Source organism: uncultured Tateyamaria sp. (assembly GCF_947504105.1).
Lineage (GTDB): Bacteria > Pseudomonadota > Alphaproteobacteria > Rhodobacterales > Rhodobacteraceae > Tateyamaria.
On the sequence record NZ_CANNGP010000007.1, the window covers coordinates 43959 to 58305 of the forward strand.

At 57.6% G+C, this 14347-nt stretch carries 14 protein-coding genes; 2 read left to right on the forward strand and 12 right to left on the reverse strand.

The window, feature by feature from the left end; translation table 11 throughout:
- Window positions 1-5: 5 nt before the first annotated feature.
- Window positions 6-428 (forward strand): cupin domain-containing protein, encoded by a 423-nt coding sequence (locus Q1A75_RS06615; RefSeq protein ID WP_299545901.1) that lies wholly within the window; start codon window positions 6-8, stop codon window positions 426-428.
- Here the strand turns inward: Q1A75_RS06615 and Q1A75_RS06620 are convergent.
- The gene (locus tag Q1A75_RS06620; protein ID WP_299545903.1) at window positions 419-1522 is read right to left on the reverse strand and encodes an anhydro-N-acetylmuramic acid kinase; all 1104 of its coding nucleotides are present in this window, start codon (window positions 1520-1522) and stop codon (window positions 419-421) included. The genes Q1A75_RS06615 and Q1A75_RS06620 overlap by 10 nt on opposite strands.
- A gap of 64 nt (window positions 1523-1586) precedes the next feature.
- On the opposite strand from Q1A75_RS06620, the gene tyrS reads away from it, so the two are divergent.
- Window positions 1587-2828 (forward strand): tyrosine--tRNA ligase, encoded by a 1242-nt coding sequence (tyrS, locus tag Q1A75_RS06625; protein ID WP_299545905.1) that lies wholly within the window; start codon window positions 1587-1589, stop codon window positions 2826-2828.
- Between the two features lie 40 nt (window positions 2829-2868).
- Here the strand turns inward: tyrS and lpxB are convergent, their stop codons facing one another.
- The 11 genes from lpxB to frr form a co-directional block, all read right to left on the reverse strand.
- The gene (gene lpxB, locus Q1A75_RS06630) at window positions 2869-4035 is read right to left on the reverse strand and encodes a lipid-A-disaccharide synthase (protein WP_299545907.1); all 1167 of its coding nucleotides are present in this window, start codon (window positions 4033-4035) and stop codon (window positions 2869-2871) included.
- The gene (lpxI, locus tag Q1A75_RS06635) at window positions 4023-4922 is read right to left on the reverse strand and encodes a UDP-2,3-diacylglucosamine diphosphatase LpxI (RefSeq protein ID WP_299545909.1); all 900 of its coding nucleotides are present in this window, start codon (window positions 4920-4922) and stop codon (window positions 4023-4025) included. Before lpxI ends, lpxB begins: the two co-directional genes overlap by 13 nt.
- The gene (gene lpxA, locus Q1A75_RS06640; RefSeq protein ID WP_299545910.1) at window positions 4922-5710 is read right to left on the reverse strand and encodes an acyl-ACP--UDP-N-acetylglucosamine O-acyltransferase; all 789 of its coding nucleotides are present in this window, start codon (window positions 5708-5710) and stop codon (window positions 4922-4924) included. The genes lpxI and lpxA overlap by 1 nt, the downstream gene beginning before the upstream one ends.
- Window positions 5707-6171, reverse strand: coding sequence for a 3-hydroxyacyl-ACP dehydratase FabZ (gene fabZ, locus Q1A75_RS06645; protein WP_299545912.1), 465 nt, complete (start codon window positions 6169-6171; stop codon window positions 5707-5709). The genes lpxA and fabZ overlap by 4 nt, the downstream gene beginning before the upstream one ends.
- 78 nt (window positions 6172-6249) lie before the next feature.
- Window positions 6250-6789: an OmpH family outer membrane protein gene (locus tag Q1A75_RS06650; protein ID WP_299591942.1), complete on the reverse strand. Its 540-nt coding sequence runs from the start codon at window positions 6787-6789 to the stop codon at window positions 6250-6252.
- A 4-nt stretch (window positions 6790-6793) separates the two neighbouring features.
- Window positions 6794-9040 carry an outer membrane protein assembly factor BamA gene (gene bamA, locus Q1A75_RS06655; protein WP_299545916.1) on the reverse strand — a complete coding sequence of 749 codons (2247 nt, stop codon included), beginning with the start codon at window positions 9038-9040 and terminating at the stop codon, window positions 6794-6796.
- A 461-nt stretch (window positions 9041-9501) separates the two neighbouring features.
- Complete coding sequence (gene rseP, locus Q1A75_RS06660; protein WP_299545918.1) at window positions 9502-10851, reverse strand: RIP metalloprotease RseP; 1350 nt, start codon at window positions 10849-10851, stop codon at window positions 9502-9504.
- Between the two features lie 4 nt (window positions 10852-10855).
- A complete protein-coding gene (dxr, locus tag Q1A75_RS06665) occupies window positions 10856-12022 on the reverse strand; it encodes a 1-deoxy-D-xylulose-5-phosphate reductoisomerase (protein WP_299545920.1) in 1167 nt (388 codons plus the stop codon).
- Between the two features lies 1 nt (window position 12023).
- Window positions 12024-12776 (reverse strand): phosphatidate cytidylyltransferase, encoded by a 753-nt coding sequence (locus tag Q1A75_RS06670; RefSeq protein WP_299545973.1) that lies wholly within the window; start codon window positions 12774-12776, stop codon window positions 12024-12026.
- Between the two features lie 29 nt (window positions 12777-12805).
- A complete protein-coding gene (gene uppS / locus Q1A75_RS06675) occupies window positions 12806-13525 on the reverse strand; it encodes a polyprenyl diphosphate synthase (RefSeq protein WP_299545975.1) in 720 nt (239 codons plus the stop codon).
- A gap of 115 nt (window positions 13526-13640) precedes the next feature.
- Complete coding sequence (gene frr / locus Q1A75_RS06680) at window positions 13641-14204, reverse strand: ribosome recycling factor (RefSeq protein WP_299545922.1); 564 nt, start codon at window positions 14202-14204, stop codon at window positions 13641-13643.
- Window positions 14205-14347 lie beyond the last annotated feature (143 nt).

Genomic DNA, 14347 nt, shown 5'->3' on the forward strand with positions numbered 1-14347 from the left:
CGCACATGACCGCTGACGAAATCATTGCCCACCTGAACCTGCAACCGCATCCCGAAGGCGGGCATTACCGCCAGACCTGGGTTGCCGAAAACAACGGGCGACCGACGGGGACCTGCATCTACTTCCTGCTGGCGGCGGGTGGACAAAGCCACTGGCATAGAGTCGATGCAACGGAAATATGGCTGTACCACGCAGGCGCGCCATTGATCCTGTCCATGAGCAGCAGTGACGATGGACCAGCAAAGGATCACGTGTTGTCCCCCGATCTGAACCGAGGTGCGCCGCAGATCATCGTGCCCGAGCAGTATTGGCAAGCCGCACGCAGCACCGGTGACTACACGCTGGTCAGCTGCACTGTCTCACCGGGGTTCCAGTTCGAAGGGTTCACGCTTGCGGAACCCGGCTTTGACATTCCTCGTCAGGGATAGCTTACGGTCCCACCGCCCACAGCGGCCCTGACACCCGTCGTGCCGGGGCAAGATGTCGGCAAACCGCGGGCAACACGAACAGCCAGATAGGCAAACGCCTGCGCCTCCAGCATGTCACCGTTCAGCCCCACGTCTTCGACCGGAAGCACGGGACAATCCAGAGACACGTCAAGCATCTTCATCAGAACCGGGTTATGCCGTCCGCCCCCGGTTACCAAAACCCTCGAAGGTGGACGTGGACAGTGCTGCATCCCTTCTGCCACCCCTGCGGCACACATGGCGGTCAGAGTGGCGGCCGCATCCGCATCACTGAGTTCGCCGACCAGTTCCACCATCTCGGCAAAGTCGTTCCGGTCGAGTGATTTTGGAGGGATGCGGGCAAAGTAGGGTTCCGCCAGAAACAGCTCAAGCGCGCCAGTCTCAACCGTTCCAGATGCGGCGACACGGCCACCTTTGTCGAAAGACAGACCAAGCCGTGCCTGCATCAAGTCGTTGACAGGCGCGTTGGCAGGCCCGGTGTCAAAGGCCAAGAGCGCGCCGTCGGCCTCGGGCACATCCGCGCTCGGGTCGACCCAGGTCAGATTGCCAACGCCACCAAGGTTCAAAAACGCAACCGGGTCATCAGCCCCCATCCACTTGGCGCAGGCGAAGTGAAAGAACGGCGCAAGGGGCGCTCCTTCTCCGCCAAGTTCAACGTCGGCCGATCGAAAATCCCAGACGACGGGCGTGCCAAGCGATCGGGCCAGTGCGGCACCGTCGCCAAGCTGGAGCGTTCCGCGGGCGCGCGGCGCATGCGCCACGGTCTGACCATGAAACCCAACCAGATCGACACCATGGAAGCCACTCAAAAGCGCCTGATGTACAGACATCACGACATCCGTCGCCGGGTCCAGCGTTGCTCCGGACCAATGCCCAAGGGCTGCGCGCAAGACGGTCTGCTCCTCGGCCGTGTATGCACGGTAGTCGTCCGCACCAAAGCTATCAATCACTACGCCATCGGTCCGTAAATCGGCTGCATCAACCCCGTCCAGAGACGTCCCAGACATCGCACCCAGAGCGGTAATGACCGCTCCCTTTTCTCTGACCTTATGCATGGTCTTTTCCTTTGCCCGTCCCCCGCTTATAGACTGCGACGGAGCCGATCCAAGGACAAGCCAAATGACTTACACACCCCGATCCGATTTTTTGCACGTGATGCAAAGCCGCGGGTTTCTGGCCGACTGCACAGACATGCAGGCGCTGGACGACGCATTGCTGGTTCCGGGGCAGACCGCCTATATCGGCTTTGACGCGACAGCCAAATCGCTGCACGTCGGTTCGCTTATCCAAATCATGATGCTGCGCTGGTTCCAGAAAACCGGGCACAGGCCCATTACCCTGATGGGCGGTGGCACGACCAAGGTGGGCGACCCGTCCTTCCGCGCCGATGAACGCCCCCTGCTCGACGCTGCCGCGATTGATGCGAATATCGCCGGGATCAAACAGGTGTTCTCGGCCTACATCGACTATGACGATGGCGCGCAGATGTTGAACAATGCCGAGTGGCTGGACGACCTGAACTACCTTGATTTCCTGCGGGACATCGGGCGGCATTTCTCGATCAACCGGATGCTGTCGTTCGAAAGCGTGAAATCTCGGCTAGACCGCGAACAGTCGCTGTCGTTCCTCGAATTCAACTACATGATCTTGCAAGCCTATGACTTCATGGAGTTGAACCGCCGCTATGGGTGCATCCTGCAGATGGGCGGCAGTGATCAGTGGGGCAATATCGTCAACGGCATCGACCTGACCCGCCGGGTCATTCAGAAAGAGGTGTTTGGTCTGACCTCACCGCTTCTGGAAACCTCGGACGGCAAGAAGATGGGCAAGTCACAATCAGGCGCGGTCTGGCTGAATGCGGACATGCTGTCGCCCTATGAGTTCTGGCAGTTCTGGCGGAACACGACGGACGCGGATGTGGGTCGGTTCCTGAAACTCTACACCGAACTGCCACTTGACGAATGCAACCGTTTGGGTGCCCTAGAAGGGCCCGAGATCAACGAGGCCAAAGCTCTTCTTGCAACCGAGGTGACAACCATTCTGCACGGTGCTGAAGCGGCAGCGGCAGCGGCGCAGACGGCGAAAGAAGTCTTTGAAAAAGGTGGCGTCGGTGATGACCTCCCTACCCTGACGCTCAGCGCGGCGGACGTAGGCGACGGTATATCCATCGTGCAGCTGATCGTGAAGTCCGGTCTTGCCGGGTCCGGGAAAGAAGCAAAACGTCTGATCGCGGAGGGCGGAGCACGCCTGAACGACGCGCCGCTGACCGAAGCAGGCACGATGATTGATCAGGCCGCTCTGGCTGCACCGATCAAGTTGTCAGCGGGCAAAAAGCGCCACGCGCTGGTCCAAATTGGTTAAGGTTTGACCGTACGGTAAACTCTGTCCCCGCGGGGACAGACTACCCCATCCGCGCCAGAACGGCCCGCGCGGCACGCAAGCCGGGATCATCGCCACCGCGTCCGAGCTGATCCATCGTGAGTTCCATGGCCGCACGTTGATCCTCCGAACCCGCGAGCAGGTTCTCCATAGCCGACACAACGTTCTCAACGTTGAAGTCTTTGCCAACCACTTCCGGTACAACGCGCGTATCTGTTACGTGATTGATCAAGCTACCCGTATCCGTGGTCACCATTCGACTGATGATGGCGCGACTGAGCCAATGCAGATCATACGCACTGACCATGGGTGTGCCTGCTGCAGCCAATTCCAGCGACACGGTCCCCGAGGTCGCCAGAGCTACATCCGCCGCTGCAAAAGCGGTCCGTTTTTCAGCCAGAGCCGCGTCCTGATTCTGTCCCGTGGGATCAAGAACAAGGGGGGCGACCGGCCAGCGTGCCACCTCTTCACGCACCAGACCGGCAACCGATCCAGCAGCGGGTAGAACCATCTTCAAATCTGGCCGCGTGGCTGCAAGCCGCCCCAGCGCTTCCCCGAAAACCGGGCTCATTCGCGTGATCTCCCCCCGGCGCGAACCGGGTAAGACAAGCACCAATGGATCCGCATCGTCCAATCCATGGCGCGATCGGAAGTCAGCCTGCTCGGCAACCGTGGCGCGCGGAACCGTGGCCGCAGGATGCCCCACGAAGTCGCACGCCATCCCTTCCGCTTCCATGTATGGGGGTTCGAACGGGAAAAGCGCCAGAACATGATCAATCATCTTGGCCATTTTCTTGGCCCGGCCCGGCCGCCATGCCCACACGGTCGGAGCAACGTAATGCACGGTCCGAATATCTGAGCCTGCCTTGACCAACTTGGCAACTCGCAAGGAAAAATCTGGGCTGTCGATGGTGATCAGCACGTCGGGCTGGATATCGATAACGGCCTGCGCAGTCTCCGCTATGCGCCGTTTCAGATGACGGTACTTCGGCAGCACCTCAGCAATGCCCATGACTGTCAGTTCGGACATGTCGAACCGGCTTACCAACCCTTGCGCCTGCATGAGTGGCCCGCCTATGCCATCGAAGGTCACGCCCGGCGCTTCCTCGTTCAGACCCGCCATCAATGCGCCACCCAAGGCATCACCCGAAGGCTCGCCCGCAAGGATAAAGATCTTTAACGCACCCAAAGGAACAGCCCCGCTTCGTCCAGAAGGTGCAAGACCTCTTCCCTCTCAAGTACCATCACACCGTCCGCCGCAACAACCATTCCATCAAGGCGGGCGTCAATCACCGCCCGGGCAGTATCTGGTCCGATAGTCGGCAAATCAATCCTTCGATCCTGTCCGGGCTTGGGCGCCTTGAAAAATACTCCACCGGAATGCTTCGCACGCGCTTCGGCCACCGGGCCAGAAAGCCAATCAGCGGCGCCATCCAGCACATCCCCCACAAAGTCCATCGCCGCACCAAAAGGATCTTCATCCGGTACGGGCATCGGTTTTGCCGGGCGGTCTTGCAGACCGCGCAACATCGCATCCGTACCACGCGCGTCCTCGCGTGCGATGACTTGACCATCACGGATGACACAGGACTGACCCTCATCTGCTCGACCTTGTTCGATCGAGACTTTCTCGGCCGCAGTTACGTGCGCATCAATCCCGTCTGGCACGTCAGCTCGCGTCAGAACCCCTGAGGGAGGAAGTAGCTCTGGCACAAGCGCGTGCGCCCCTTGGACCTTCATGCCTCGTTTCTCGAATAGACCAAGGATCGCCCGCAGCGCTGCATCCTCACCGTCCTTGACCGCCCTTGCCAGCGTCGGAACCAGCGGCATCGTTCGCGCATCCAGCTTCAGAGGGTTAAAGCCGGGGCGTTGAATGGCGCCGCAGAAACAGACATCCGTCACGCCTTGCGCGACCAATTTGTGCAACAAGGTGCCTATGGTTTCGAGCCGGAACCAAACGTCCACCTCCAGCCCCACGGGCTTGTGCCCATCCAGTGCACATATGATTGGCGATGTCCGCTGATGCGCTGCAACAACAGCCGGTAAGGCACCAGTTCCGGTGATCAGGGCCAACATCAGGTCGGGGTCAAGAACGACCGATCACTGTCGCCCATGACGAAATCGACAATTTCGCGGACGTAGTCACTATCGGTTTCGCTACCCAATCGTTCAGCCCGACTGTGGAACGTGCCTTCACCTTGCGCCAACATCTGGAAAGCCGCGCGTAGTGCAGTGATGTCACTGCGATTGACGCCGCGGCGCTTCAGGCCAACCAGGTTCAAGCCATCAAGCTCTCCCCTCGGTGCCTGAACCAGCCCGTATGGGATCACGTCATTTGTGACCATCGTCACGGCGCCTATGATTGCACCTCGACCAATACGCACGAACTGGTGAATGCCCGACAGGCCCCCGACGATCACATCGTCCTCAAGTACACAATGCCCAGCCACGGCGGCTGAATTCACAACAATGACCCCGTCGCCGACACTGGCGTCGTGGGCAATATGGCAGCCCGCCATAAACAGTCCATCGTCACCGATCCGCGTGACGCCGCCGCCGCCCTCAGTGCCACAGTTCATGGTCACGTGTTCACGGATGCGGTTGCGCTTGCCAATGACCAGGCGGCTTGTCTCACCTTTGAACTTGAGATCCTGAGGCACCTCGCCAATGACAGCGAAAGGAAACACGATTGTGCCCTCACCCACTTCGGTGTGTCCGGTAACCACCACGTGGCTTTTCAAAACAACGTCCGGGCCGATGACCACACGTGGACCGACGACACAAAACGGCCCGATGAACGCGGTCGGGTCGATCTGCGCACCGGGTTCTATGACAGCCGAAGGATGAATGCCTGCATCGCTCATGTGGTTGGCAAATCCATCATTGCGGTGAACTCGACCTCGCAGGCCATTTCACCATCGACCTCCGCAACACCGGCGAATTTCCAAACTTTCCCCCCCGGTTTGCCGCGGGTTGTTTTGAGGTTCAGTTTCAAAACATCGCCTGGAACAACCATCCGGCGGAATTTGCATTTGTCGATGGCCATAAAGTAAACAAGCAGGTTCTTGTCAGCCAGATCAAGGGCAACGCCGACCATGACAGCCGCGGTCTGCGCCATCGCTTCGACAATCGTCACGCCGGGCATGATGGGCCGTCCGGGAAAGTGTCCCTGGAAATGCGGCTCATTCATCGTGACATTCTTGATGCCTGTTGCAGACTGGTAGCCGTCAATGTCCTCAACCCTATCGACCAGCAGGAACGGATAACGGTGCGGGATCAGCCGTTGTATCATCCCGATATCCGCGGATTTCAAATCTGTAGTCATGGAATGCCCCAGCCCCTGCTTTTGGTCTTTTCATCGAAACTTGCCTAGCAAGACAGGCGCTGCCTCGCAAGCGCGCGCCTACTGCGGCTCGGTTCCATCTCCCAACGCTGAGTCCATCCGGGAAATCGCCAGATCGGTTATGTCGATCGCATTTGCACTTACAAACACGCTGCGCTGCTCGAGAATAACACCCGCGCCTGCTTCACGCATGATAACTTCAAGAACCGGTGCAGCAGACACCAGAAAACGATCGCGGTTTTCCTCCAGCAGGTCTGCAATGCTGCGACTTCTGGCCTCACGTTCGCGCCGTATGACCTCCACCCGCGCATCAAACGCATCTGCCAGCGCGCGAAAGGCCTCTGGTTCCATATCTGGGCGTTGATCCGTCAACGCCTGCTCTTCCGATTCAAGCTCTGCTTCGATGCGTCGGTTGTCTTCTGCAAGTATCGTTGTCTGTTCCTCAATGTCGGCGAGCACACGCTGCCCGAAGGCACTGTCACGATAAAAACGCTCGCTATCGATCGTCAGGATCGGACTGCGGACATCCTGAGAGAAAGTTGACGTGGCCCAAAGTAGGGCCACGACCAGCACTGCAACGGCTTTGGCAAGCCTGCCCATCACATCAGAAGGTGGTCGAGATGGTCAGGTCGAAGGACTGTTCCTCGTCGAAGTCTTCTTTGCGCAAAGCATTCGAGAAGTTCAGACGCAACGGGCCAATAGCTGTATCCCAGAAGATGGAGAAGCCAATCACGTGGCGGAAGGACCCGCTTTCACCCACGACGTTGCCACCAGACAGGTCTACAGAGTCCAGATCCCACAGGTTACCGATATCATAGAAGAGACCCCCGCGAATACCGAGTTCCTCCGGCAGTCCCAATGGGAATTCTGCCTCAAATCGAGCTGCAAGAAAGAGATTGCCGCCAAGCGGATCGGAGTCGTTGCCCTCCGTATCCAAGTCACGCGGGCCAATGCCTCCGGGTTCAAACCCCCGTATGATACTTGGGCCTAGTAGAAACCTGTCCACCGTCCTGTTTGTGCCGCCATTCCACGCAAGATATCCACCTTCAAGCGTTGCACGGAGTGTTACTTCCTCATTGAAGGCCAATCGCTGGCCAACAATTCGACCACGCGTCCGGATGAACTCCGAGTCACCGCCGATACCTGCAAAGTCCTGAGAAATCTCGAACAAGACACCAGCAGTTGGATTCAATCCGCCTTCGCGCGTATCATATACGTAGGTGTAACCGATAGACGAAGCGACTTGTTCACCAGCGTCAATCTCACGTTGGACGATCGCACCATTGGCCACCGTATCGCGCGCCAGCATTTCATTTTCCAAGTAGCTATAGTTCAGCGACAACCTGGACCGTTCACCAAAGGGAAAAGTAAGACTGGGGCGGAACAAGAGTGACTCGGTGTCGTAGTTGGCAAAGCTGGAGTCAGTCTCACTGTACTGTAAGTTCAGGCCAAATGCGACATCTCGACCCAAGAATGACGGCTCGATGAAGTTGATACCATATTGCTCAGACTCTTCTGCAGTTGAGAAATTGAATCCAAGCGTCTGGCCGCGACCCAGGAAGTTGCGTTCGGTAAAGCTGACAATCAGACCAAACCCGTCATCCTGCGAAAACGCCCCGCCAAAGTTTAAGGAGCCGGTTGGACGCTCTTCGACGTCCACATCGATGACCACCTGATCGGGGCTTGATCCCTCCCGCGCATTTACGTCGGCAGATTCAAAATACTCAAGTGCACGAATGCGTTCTGCCGCATCTCGGATTTCCCTCGGATTGAAGGGATCGCCCTCAGCCAACTTGAACTGGCGACGGATCACGCGGTCGAGTGTCGTCGTGTTACCCTCGATATCGATACGTTCAACAAACACGCGTTGACCGCGGCTGAGAACAAATTCGACATCCAGCGTGAGATCACGATCGTTTCGAGTGATACGGGGTTCAACACGCAGAAAATCGACGCCTTCCCGTTGCCCTTGTCGTTCAAGACGGGAAATCTCGGCTTCGACCAAGGTTGGTGAATAAATTACTCCTGGGCGAACCTTGATAAGCTCCTGGTATGCGTCTCCATCGACGTTCGGAAGCTCACTTTCGACAGTTACTTCGCCAAAGGAAAACTGTTGTCCTTCCTGAACGTTGAACGTCAGGAAAAAGCCGTCGCGTTCTTCGGTCAATTCGGCATTCGAACTCACAACACGAAAATCGACATACCCACGTGAACTGTAGAAGTCTGTAAGAACCTGCTTATCAAACTCAATACGGTCTTCAACCAACGTGTCAGTCTGGATCAAAAAGCGCAACAAACCAGCTTGTTTTGTCTCCAGAACGCGGCGCAATCGCCGGTCAGAATAGACCCTGTTGCCAACAAAGCTGATGCGTTCAACTTCGACAACATCACCTTCGAATATCTCAAAAATCAAATCGACGCGATTGTCTGAACGACGGATAATACGTGGGCTTACCCGCGCGGCGACGCGGCCCTGCGTACTGTACGCCTCAGCGATAGCACCGGCGTCCCGTTCCGCCTGTGCGGGCGAGAACACGCGCCTTTCCTGACTTTGAATGATCGCGGACAGCGCCTCGTCATCAACACGTCTGTTACCCTCGAAAGTCAGTCGGTTGATTGTCGGGAATTCGGTGACCGTGATGACAAGTGTGTTGCCTTGTGGGTCGACCGACACCGTTTCAAACAATCCACTTGTTTCCAGATTGCGACGTGCGTCGTTCACTTGCCCCGCTGACAACGTCTGGCCAGAGGCGATTCCAGCCCGTGCCAGCACAGCGGCGTCGCCCACGCGTGTGTTTCCATCAATAACAATGCGGCTGAATTGAAAATTCTGCGCCTGTGCTGGAACCATTGTTCCAACCCAAGACACTGATATCAGTGCAAAAGCTGCTGCTACATTAAGCGCCATACGCCAGCACATCTGTGCTTGCAATGCCGCGCCCCTCATCCCCAGTCCCATGGTTTTGCCCCACGTGTTCAGACATCCAGTGACCACGTGAGTAACTGCATTGCGAGGTGTTGTCAAAAGCGCAAAACCCCGTGGATCAACACGGGGTCATTGGCACATCTTGTGGATAATTTCGCAGAATTACAGGCTACCGAGCCACGCTCCGACGGCAAGAGCGCCTGCCAGAGTTGTGCAGTAAAGGACCCTATCCGAATTCAGCACCATCAAAAGGCTCAAGCCACGGTATCCAGTTTGAATCATCTGCATCGGTTTGTCCTCTCTTTCGCTGAAACGCTACAGCGCCAATACGGCGAGACATTGGACGAAACGTGGCAAGAATAAGGCGTTTGGTCTTGTGCCCCAAATCAGGGGCAGAAAATATCATTTCCCAAGGCAAACAACATGAGTGACAACACCAGTGTCAGACCAACGGTCATCAGGACACGCAGCGCGCCATCACTTGGCGGCTTACCCGTGACCGCTTCGTAGGCATAGAAAACGAGATGACCGCCATCCAATGCCGGTATGGGAAACAAGTTCAGAAGACCAACTGCCGTAGACAAAACAGCGATGAACCAGATAAAATCGCCCAGACTGTGGCTGGCGGTGGTACCCGCCACCTGTGCTATTCCGATGGGACCAGACAGGTTGCAAGAGCTTATCGCGCCAGTGATCAAGTGCCCCAGCCCGTTGATGGAGCCGCTGATGACGCCAATCATGCGGTCATACCCGCCAGATACAGCCTCCCATGGCGCGGGCGACTCCCGGCCCATGTCGAAAGCTTGACCGCCGCCAAGCCCGATACGCCATTTCTTGTCAAAGCCACCCTGTCCATCGGGTTCGTCAACCAATTTGGGGGATAGCTCGAACTGCAATTCGTCACCGGAACGCCAAACAGCGAGTTGCACAGGTTCTCCGTCAGAGTTTTCAATGACTTCAGGCAGTTGCCCAAATCGAAACACCGGCGCACCATTGACTGCCGTGATGACGTCGCCCGCTTCGAAGCCGGCCGCAAGTCCAGCGCTGCGGGGGACAACACGCGTCACCAGTGGCGGGAACAGGTACGGACCTGTTACGGTCATTACGTCGCCCCCACGCTCCACAAGATATTCAAGCTGTGGCTTCTCAGGGATCGTGTCGACAAACGACGCGTAATCTTCAGAATTGATGCTTGGGACCGGTTGACCCTCGATTTCGCGAACGATGTCTCCCTCGCGCAGTTCGTATGCACCACCGGGCAGCGGTCTGATTTCACCAACCATGAGCGGATCACGCGGAACTCCGGTGAAAAAGATCACAGCGGCAAAAACCATGATCGAAAGCACGAAGTTGAAGGCAGGACCTGCTGCCACCGTTGCGGCACGCGCCCAAAGTGGGGCACCATGCATCGTTCGGCGCAAAGCGACAGGGTCGTCGGCAGCCTCTTCCATTGCACTGGTATCCTTGCCGGAGGCTGCATTCGCATCTCCGGCAAACTTCACATACCCGCCAAACGGCAGCGCAGCGATCTGCCAGCGCGTGCCCCGCTTGTCCACACGGCTCCAGATCACGGGACCGAAACCGATCGAGAATACATCTGCGTGGATGCCCGACCAACGCCCGACGATGTAGTGGCCATATTCATGAATGGCGACGATGACACTCAGCGCCACAACAAAAAAGAATATGGTCCAGGCGAAACCGCCAAAGGCGGGAATCAGGGCCGAAATATCCAAGGTTTTATCCTGCTCTTTGCTCGATCACGTCGCGGGAGGCTTGTCGTGCCATTTGGTCCGCTGCGTGCACATTATCAAGGGTCATTGGGGCATCAATATGGCTTGACGCCGTGTCGTTCAGCACTTCTTCGACCACCTCTGCCATGGTTGGAAAGCCGATCTCTCCGGCAATGAAAGCGTCAAGCGCCGTTTCCTTGGCAGCGTTGAAAACTGCACCAGACAGCCCCCCCCGCTCCATCACTTCGCGCGCAAGGCGCAAGGCGGGCCAGCGCCGCTCGTCCGGGGCACGAAACGTCAGCGCACCAATCTGAGCGAGATCCAGTCGATCGACGGGAAGGCCACGGCGGTCGGGCCAATGCAGCGCATATCCGATGGCATGACGCATATCAGGCGGGCCAACATGCGCCATCAATGCCCCGTCGTTGAAACCAACCATGGCATGGATCATGGATTCGGGATGGACAAGCACCTCGATCTGATCTGGCGTCACTCCGAAATATTCCCGCGTTTCAATCAGTTCCAGGGCCTTGTTAAACATCGATGCGCTGTCGATGGTGATGCGTTGGCCCATGTCCCAGTTGGGATGCGAAGACGCCTCGGCCAAGGTGGCCCGCGCCAATTTTTCAAGCGGCCAGTCGCGGAATGCACCCCCGCTGGCCGTGATGATGATACGTTCGACCGCCGCCATGTCTTCGCCCACGAGAGCCTGGAACACCGCCGAGTGTTCGCTATCGACGGGCAACAGGCGTGCGTCATGCGCCTTGGCCGTGGAGAGGATCAATTGACCGGCACAAACCAGCGATTCCTTGTTCGCCAAGGCAAGCGTTGCCCCCTGCTTAAGCGCGCAAAGCCCCGGAGCAAGCCCCGCGGCACCGACAATGGCGGACATGACCCAATCGCTTGGGCGGCAGGCGGCTTCGACAAGGGCGGCCTGCCCCGCTGCCGCTTTGATATCGTGCCCCCTCAGAGCGGCGCGCAGATCCTCAAGCCGTGTCTCATCTGCCGTCACCGCAACATCAGCGCGCAGACGGATCGCATCCGACGCAAGTTGTTCGATGTTCGATGCCCCGGTCAACGCCACCACATCGTAGGCCTCCGGGTCTCGGGCGATCAGGTCGATGGTGTTTTGCCCAATCGATCCGGTAGCGCCGAAGATCGAAACCCGGCGCATTCTAGCTGAGCCCCCATGGGAACGCAGTGATCTGGCCAAACATCAAGAAGAACACCGAAGCGCCAAGCATGCCGTCAAACCGGTCCAATACTCCACCATGACCTGGAATCAGAGACGAGCTGTCTTTCACACCCATCCGCCGCTTCATCGCACTTTCTGCAATGTCGCCCATCTGGCTGGCCATGGAAACCGCGATGGAAACACCAATCAACTGCAGCGACGCGCCGGTGTTTATTGCAAAGACCGCACCGACAATTCCCGCACCGATCCAGCCCGATACAGTGCCAGCCCACGTTTTCTTCGGGCTCACACGTGGCCAGAATTTGGGCCCGCCAATCATGCGACCTGCAAAGTAACCAACCACATCAGTGACAACGACAACCATTACAAGCCAGACCATCCAGCCAAAACCCAGATCATCGCGGACGTTCATCATCCCGAAACCGGCCATCAGGACCAGCAGCGTAAAAATCATGAAGACGGACCGGTTCTGCTGCAGTTGGCCAAGACCGGCCATGCAAGGGGCCAAAAGCAACGGCAGAGCAAAACCTATTGGCAAATACACGGCAACAAGCGTCGCAACACCACAGATCGCACCCAGCTGCATCGCAAGCGACCGTTGATCAGGTGAAATGATGCGCACCAGTTCCCACACCATAAGTCCACAGATCAATGCGACCAATACATGAAAAATGTCGCCACCAGCCCAGATCCCCCAAACGCCGACCAGGACCATCACCAGCCCCGACGCCATGCGGGCGGCAAGATCGGACCACCGTTCCGTCACTGCTTTACCCCGCCGAACCGCCGGTCACGTCCCCCATAAGACGCACACAGGCGCGTGAATTCTTCACGGCTGAAGTCAGGCCATAGGGTATCGATAAATTCATATTCCGCGTAGGCCGATTGCCACAGCAGGAAGTTGGAAATCCGGGCCTCACCACTGGTGCGGATCACCAGGTCGGGGTCTGGCAATACGTACGTGTCCAGGTATTTCGGCAGCGTCTCTTCGTCCACATCCTGGGGGAGCAGAGTTCCCTCGGCAACGTCTTGCGCCAACCGTTTGGTTGCCCGCGCGACTTCGTCCCGCCCTCCGTAGTTAAGGGCAATCGTCAGGTTTACAGTATTGTTGGAGGCTGTCAGTGTCTCTAGCTCGTCCATGAGCGAGATAAGCTTGGCGTCCAGACGCACGCGGTCCCCGATGAACCGCACGCGCGCCCCAAATTCATTGAGCGCACGGGTCTCCTTGGAGATGTAACGGCGAAACAGACTCATCAACCCAGCAACCTCGACCTGCGTGCGCTTCCAGTTCTCGGTCGAGAACGCAAAAATCGTCAGGTACTCGACGCCGATATCAGGGCATGTTTGAACGACCTCGCGGACCCGCCGTGCACCGGCATGATGACCAAACAGGCGCGGGCGCCCCCTTTGTGTTGCCCAACGTCCATTTCCATCCATTATGATGGCAACATGGCGCGGTCCGGTATGTGCGGGGTTAGCGATGACAAGGTCCTTGGGCGAAAGTCCGGCGTGCTGCCCCAAACGTTGGGGCCACGCCCTTTGACAAACCAAACGCCCCCCCGGAGCGTTTGCCGGACCACTCGGCCCGGTCACTTTGTCAAACCTGCATGATCTCAGATTGCTTGGTTTCAAGTGCGGTATCAACGGACTTGATGAAATTGTCCGTCATTTCCTGCACCTCGTCCTCCCAGAGCTTCTGATCGTCTTCGGACATACCGTCAGCCTTGGCTTTCTTGATCTGGTCCATGCCGTCGCGGCGCACGTTGCGTATCGACACGCGCGCATTCTCGGCATAGCTGCCCGCAACCTTGCCCAACTCACGACGACGTTCCTCGTTCAGCTCGGGGATCGGCAGCATTATGATTGTACCGTTGAGCTGGGGATTGATGCCGAGCCCGCTTTCGCGGATCGCCTTTTCCACTTTCCCAACCAGCCCCTTGTCCCAGACATTCACGGTCACCATTCGCGGCTCGGGTACGTTCACGGTACCCACCTGGTTAATTGGCGTCATTGACCCATAGGCATCGACCATCACCGGTTCCAGCATCGAGGCCGAAGCCCGTCCCGTGCGCAGTGACGCAAATTCGGTCTTGAGGTTGGCCATGGCACCTTCCATCCGGCGCTCAAGGTCATCAGTGTCGAGCATGAAGTCGTCAGACATCGCATTCCCCGTATTCGTTTTGGGTCCCATAGACCTATTTCGATTGGGTATAGATCAAGGGGTGGGCGAAACGCCAGAGGGGTTTGGTTTCCACGGCGGTTTAGCGTCCTGCCATCAGACCGCGTCAAGCTTTTAACACAATC